Consider the following 5785-nt stretch of genomic DNA (forward strand, 5'->3'; position numbering starts at 1 on the left):
TTGTCCAGGAAGTCGGGGAAGGAGGAGAACTTCCCCTTGGTCTTCCTCGTCCGGATGATCGACTCGACGACGTTGGTGCCGACGTTGCGCACCGCCGTGAGGCCGAAGAGGATCACGTCGTCGCCCTGGGCCGCGAAGTTCGGCTCGGACTCGTTCACGTTCGGCGGCAGGACCTTGATGCCCATCCGGCGGCACTCGTTCAGGTAGATCGCGGACTTGTCCTTGTCGTCCTTGACCGAGGTGAGCAGGCCCGCCATGTACTCGGCCGGGTAGTTGGCCTTGAGGTAGGCGGTCCAGTAGGAGACCAGGCCGTACGCGGCGGAGTGCGCCTTGTTGAAGGCGTAACCGGCGAAGGGGACGAGGACGTCCCACAGCGCCTTGATCGCCTGGTCGCTGAAGCCCTTCTCCTTGGCGCCCGCCTCGAAGATGACGAAGTTCTTCGCCAGTTCCTCGGGCTTCTTCTTGCCCATCACGCGGCGCAGGATGTCGGCCTCGCCGAGCGAGTACCCGGCGATGATCTGGGCGGCCTTCTGGACCTGCTCCTGGTAGACGATGAGGCCGTAGGTGACGCCGAGGATCTCCCTGAGAGGCTCCTCCAGCTCCGGGTGGATCGGGGTGATCTCCTGCTGCTTGTTCTTGCGCAGGGCGTAGTTCGTGTGCGAGTTCATGCCCATCGGACCCGGCCGGTACAGGGCCGAGACGGCGGAGATGTCCTCGAAGTTGTCGGGCTTCATCAGGCGCAGCAGCGAGCGCATGGGTCCGCCGTCGAACTGGAAGACGCCGAGGGTGTCACCGCGGCCGAGCAGCTCGAAGGTCTTGGGGTCGTCGAGCGGGAGGCCCAGGAGATCGATGTCGATCCCCTTGTTGGCCTTCACCATCTTGACGGCGTCGTCCATGATCGTGAGGTTGCGCAGGCCGAGGAAGTCCATCTTCAGCAGGCCGAGCGACTCGCAGCTCGGGTAGTCCCACTGGGTGATGGTGACGCCGTCGGTGTGCCGCACCCAGACGGGCACGTGGTCGGTGATGGTCTCGCTGGACATGATCACGCCGGCGGCGTGCACGCCCATCTGGCGGACCAGGCCCTCGACACCGCGGGCGGTGTCGATGACCTTCTTCACGTCCGGCTCGTTCTCGTACATCCCGCGGATCTCGCCGGCCTCGCCGTAACGGGGGTGCGTCGGGTCGAGGATGCCGGAGAGCGGGATGCCCTTGCCGAGGACGTCGGCGGGCATCGCCTTGGTGAGCCGGTCACCCATCGCGTAGGGGTAGCCCAGCACGCGGGCCGAGTCCTTGATCGCGTTCTTGGCCTTGATGGTGCCGTACGTGCCGATCATGGCGACCTTGTCGGCGCCGTACTTCTCGGTCACGTACCGGATCACCTCGACGCGCCGGCGCTCGTCGAAGTCGATGTCGACATCGGGCATGGAGACGCGCTCGGGGTTCAGGAAGCGCTCGAAGATCAGGCCGTGGGTGAGCGGGTCGAGGTCGGTGATGCCCATGGCGTACGCGACGATCGAACCGGCCGCCGAGCCTCGGCCGGGGCCCACCGCGATGCCCTGGTTCTTGGCCCACATGATGAAGTCGGCGACCACGAGGAAGTAGCCGGGGAAGCCCATCGAGATGATGGTGTCCATCTCGTACTCGGCCTGCTGCATCCGGTCCTCCGGGATGCCTCCGGGGTAGCGGCGGTGCATGCCGCGCATGGTCTCCTCGCGGAACCAGCTGACCTCGGTGTGGCCTTCCGGGATGTCGAATTTCGGCATCAGGTTCCGGAACTTGAACATGCCCTCCGTGTCGACCTGGTCCGCGACCAGCCGGGTGTTGGCGCAGCCCTCCTGCCAGGCGTCCGAGGAGTCGATCGCATACATCTCGTCGGTCGACTTCAGGTAGTAGCCGGTGCCGTCGAAGCGGAATCGGTCCGGGTCGGAGAGGTTCTTGCCGGTCTGGATGCAGAGCAGCGCGTCGTGGGCGGTGGCCTCGCTCGCGTACGTGTAGTGGGAGTCGTTCGTCACCAGCGGCGGGATGCCGAGCTTCTTGCCGATCTCCAGCAGCCCGTCACGGACCCGGCGCTCGATCTCGATGCCGTGGTCCATCAGCTCCAGGAAGTAGCGCCCCTCGCCGAAGATGTCCTTGTAGTCGGAGGCGGCCTGCACGGCCTCGTCGAACTGGCCGAGGCGCAGCCTGGTCTGCACCTCGCCGGACGGACAGCCGGTGGAGGCGATCAGGCCCTCGGACCACTTGGAGATGGTCTCCTTGTCCATCCGCGGCCACTTCGTGAGCCAGCCCTCGGCGTACGCGTCGGAGGACAGCCGGAAGATGTTGTGCAGACCGGTGGCGTTCGACGCCCAGATGGTCTTGTGGGTGTAACCGCCGGAACCGGAGACGTCGTCGCGCTTCTGGTGCGGCTGGCCCCACTGGATGCGCCGCTTGTTGCGCCGGGACTCGGGGGCGACGTACGCCTCGATGCCGATGATCGGCGTGACGCCGGCCTTCTGCGCACTGTGGAAGAAGTCGTAGGCGCCGTGCAGGTTGCCGTGGTCGGACATGGCGATGTGCGTCATGCCCATCTCGTTGCACGCGTTGAACATGTCCTTCAGCCGTGCGGCACCGTCCAGCAGCGAGTACTGGGTGTGGACGTGCAGGTGCGTGAACGGCGGCTTTGTCACGGCGCGGGTCCTCCGGCGGCAAGGGTGAGGGGGCAGCTTCGAATCCTACGTCGGCCGGGTGACAGATCGCGGGCACTGACCGGTACGGTCGGGCGTTGCAGAACCAGGAGGGCCGATCCGGCGTCCAGTCGGTCGGAACCTGAAACAGCCCGTGCACCAGGAGGAACCCGCCATGGCGGTCCCCGAGACGACCGACGAGCAGCGCGCCGAGCAGATCCTCGATGTGTTCGACACCGCGTTCGGTGAGCTGCTCGCCGCCGACCCCGCTGCCTTCCAGGTCAAATTCCGCAAGATGGCGGCTTCGGCCTTCGCCTTCTACCGGGGTACCGCCTGCCTCTTCTACTCCGACCTGGAGCGGGACCGGCACGGCGGCCCCTACCTGGACGAGCGGACGGGCCGGGTGTGGATCCACGGTGACCTGCACGCCGAGAACTTCGGCACGTACATGGACTCCAACGGCCGGCTGATCTTCAACGTCAACGACTTCGACGAGGCCTACGTCGGCCCCTTCACCTGGGACCTGAAGCGGTTCGCCGCCTCCGTCGCCCTGATCGGCTACACCAAGGCGCTCAGCGACGACCAGATAAGCGAGCTGGTGCGGATCTACGCCGGTGCCTACCGGGAGCGGATCCGCCGGCTGGCGGCCGGTGCGAAGCACGAGGAGGTGCCCTCCTTCACCCTGGACACCGCCGAGGGGCCGCTGCTGGCCGCGCTGCGCTCGGCCCGCTCCCGCACCCGTTTCTCCCTGCTGGACTCCATGACGGAGATACGGGACTACGAGCGCCGCTTCACGGCCGACGGGGGCTCCGTCGAGCTCGACGCCGCCACGCGCTACAAGGTGCTGGCCGCCTTCGACGGGTACCTGGAGACCCTCCCCGACGAGTCCCTCGTGCGGCCGGACTCCTACCGGGTCAAGGACGTGGTGGGGCGCCGCGGCGTCGGGATCGGCTCGGCGGGCCTGCCCTCGTACAACATCCTGCTGGAGGGGCACAGCGACGCCCTGGAGAACGATGTCGTGATCTACCTCAAGCAGGCGCAGACCCCGGCGGCCTCCCGGCACATCACGGACCGGGCGGTGCGGGAGTACTTCCGGCACGAGGGGCACCGGACGGTCATCTCCCAGCGCGCCCTGCAGGCGCACGCCGACCCGTGGCTGGGCTGGACGGAGCTCGACGGCGCCGGGCAGCTGGTGGCGGAGGTCTCCCCGTACGCGGTGGACCTGGACTGGTCGGACCTGGACGACCCGGAGGAGATCGCGGCCGTCGTCGCGGACCTGGGCCGGGCGACCGCGACCATGCACGGGGCGGCCGACGCGGACGAGAGCGGGCAGACGCTGGTGCCCTTCTCCACCGAGCGGGCCATCGACGCCGCGATCGCGGCCGACGAGGACGGCTTCGCGGAGCTGCTCGTGGACTTCGCCCACGCGTACGGGGCCCGGGCGCGCGCCGACCACCAGATCTTCGTGGATCTCTTCCGTAACGGGCGTCTCAGCCACTGAGCCGCTGTTCCACAGGAACGCATGGCACACTCGCGAGGATGGACATTTCCGGGACGGGACTCAGGGGGCTGCGGGCCGCGCTGTTCAGCGCGCTCGTCGTACTGCTCTCGTCCGGCTCGCACGTCCTGATGTCCCGGGTCCCGCTGCCGCCCGCGCTGGTGGCGGGGGCCTTCGCGGGTGTGTTCGCGATCGCCTACGCGCTCGCGGGCCGCGAACGGGGCTTCGGCCCCATCGCCGGGCTGCTCGTACCGCTGGAGCTGGCCGCCGACACCGTCTTCACCACCGGGCAGCACCTCTGTTACGGCCCGGCCGGCGGCCCCGTCGCGGGCCCGCTGCGCGCCATGGGCCTGGACGCCCTGTGCGGCGGCACACCGGTGGGCGGACCGCTGACCGAGGTGGCGGGACCGGCCGACGCGGCGGCGCTGCTGGCCTCGCCCGGGCCGTACACGCCCTGGCTGCTGCTCGGCGCCCACGTCTCGGTGGGGCTGCTGGCCGCCGCCTGGCTGCGCCACGGCGAGCGGGCGCTGGGCCGGCTGCTGCGGGCGGTGGCCGCCTTCGCGTTCCGGCCGCTGCTGCTGGCCGCGGCTTCGGGCGCGGTGGCCCGCCGGCCGGCGCGGGCGCTGCTGTGGTCGGCCCGTTCGGCCGCCGGGGCCCGTACCCGCTTCCCGGCCCACTCCGTGGGACGGCGGGGACCCCCCGTGCTCGGCGCGCTCGCCCGCGCCTGACGCACGTACGGCAGTCCCTTCCACACGTCACATCCCACGGAGATCATGATGAGTTCACGCAACAGCCACGCGAACAAGGCAGCGGCACGCGAGCGTCTGCGCGCCGAGCGCGAGGCCCAGGCCAAGAAGGACAAGGTGCGCCGCCAGGTGCTCGTCGCGGGCGGGGTCGTGCTCGCGCTCGCGGTGATCGGCGCCATCGGCTACGGGGTCATGCAGGCCAACCAGCCCGGCCATTGGGAGAAGGCCGCCACGGCCGAGCTGGTCAAGCCGAAGAACACCGAGGGCGCGGACGGCACCACGGTCGTCGTCGGCAAGCCCGAGGCGAAGAAGACCCTGGAGCTGTACGAGGACTCGCGCTGCCCGGCCTGCGCCGCCTTCGAGCAGGCGGCCGGCGAGCAGATCGAGAAGGACGTGGACGCGGGCAAGTACAAGCTCCAGTACATCGGCGCCACCTTCATCGACAACGCCGTCAAGGGCGAGGGCTCGAAGAACGCGCTGAGCGCCCTGGGCGCCGCGCTCAACGTCAGCCCGAAGGCCTTCCTCGACTACAAGGGCGCGCTCTACTCCAAGGACCTGCACCCCGAGGAGACCGACGACAGCTTCGCCAAGGACGACTACCTGCTGAAGGTCGCGGACACGGTTCCGGAGCTCAAGGGCAACGCCGAGTTCAAGAAGGCCGTCGAGGACGGTACGTACGACCGGTGGGCGCTGGAGATGTCGAAGGCCTTCGACAAGTCCGGCGTGAAGGGCACGCCGACCCTGAAGATGGACGGCAAGAAGATCGAGACGCCGCAGACGGCGGAGCTGTTCACGGCGGCGATCGACAAGGCGCTGCAGGGCTGATCCCGGGGCAATCCGGAAATCACCGACCGGACGGACCGCCTCGAAGGGCGGGC

The 5785-nt window shown here is 68.9% G+C and carries 4 protein-coding genes; 3 read left to right on the forward strand and 1 reads right to left on the reverse strand.

Going from position 1 to position 5785, the window contains the following annotated elements:
• The coding region (gene dnaE / locus ACWGIU_RS27260) for a DNA polymerase III subunit alpha (protein WP_453710061.1) at window positions 1–2666 on the reverse strand (2666 nt) is incomplete at its 3' end.
• Window positions 2667–2838: 172 nt separating this feature from the next.
• Here dnaE and ACWGIU_RS27265 point away from each other — a divergent pair.
• Genes ACWGIU_RS27265 through ACWGIU_RS27275 form a run of 3 tightly spaced genes read left to right on the forward strand, consistent with a single transcriptional unit; the run spans window position 2839 to window position 5732 of the window.
• Window positions 2839–4164, forward strand: a complete 1326-nt coding sequence (locus ACWGIU_RS27265; protein ID WP_453710063.1) for a DUF2252 domain-containing protein — start codon at window positions 2839–2841, stop codon at window positions 4162–4164.
• Window positions 4165–4202: 38 nt separating this feature from the next.
• Entirely contained in the window at window positions 4203–4889 is a 687-nt protein-coding gene (locus ACWGIU_RS27270) for a hypothetical protein (RefSeq protein ID WP_453710065.1), read from the forward strand.
• Between the two features lie 48 nt (window positions 4890–4937).
• Window positions 4938–5732, forward strand: a complete 795-nt coding sequence (locus tag ACWGIU_RS27275) for a thioredoxin domain-containing protein (protein ID WP_453710067.1) — start codon at window positions 4938–4940, stop codon at window positions 5730–5732.
• The last annotated feature ends 53 nt before the right edge of the window (window positions 5733–5785 follow it).

This window comes from Streptomyces sp. NPDC054840 (assembly GCF_053611065.1).

Excerpts from the sequence above, each read along its gene's own strand:
- ACWGIU_RS27265 (WP_453710063.1), top strand. The coding sequence starts at position 2,839 with ATGGCGGTCCCCGAGACGACCGACGAGCAGCGCGCCGAGCAGATCCTC.
- ACWGIU_RS27270 (WP_453710065.1), top strand. The coding sequence starts at position 4,203 with ATGGACATTTCCGGGACGGGACTCAGGGGGCTGCGGGCCGCGCTGTTC.
- ACWGIU_RS27275 (WP_453710067.1), top strand. The coding sequence starts at position 4,938 with ATGAGTTCACGCAACAGCCACGCGAACAAGGCAGCGGCACGCGAGCGT.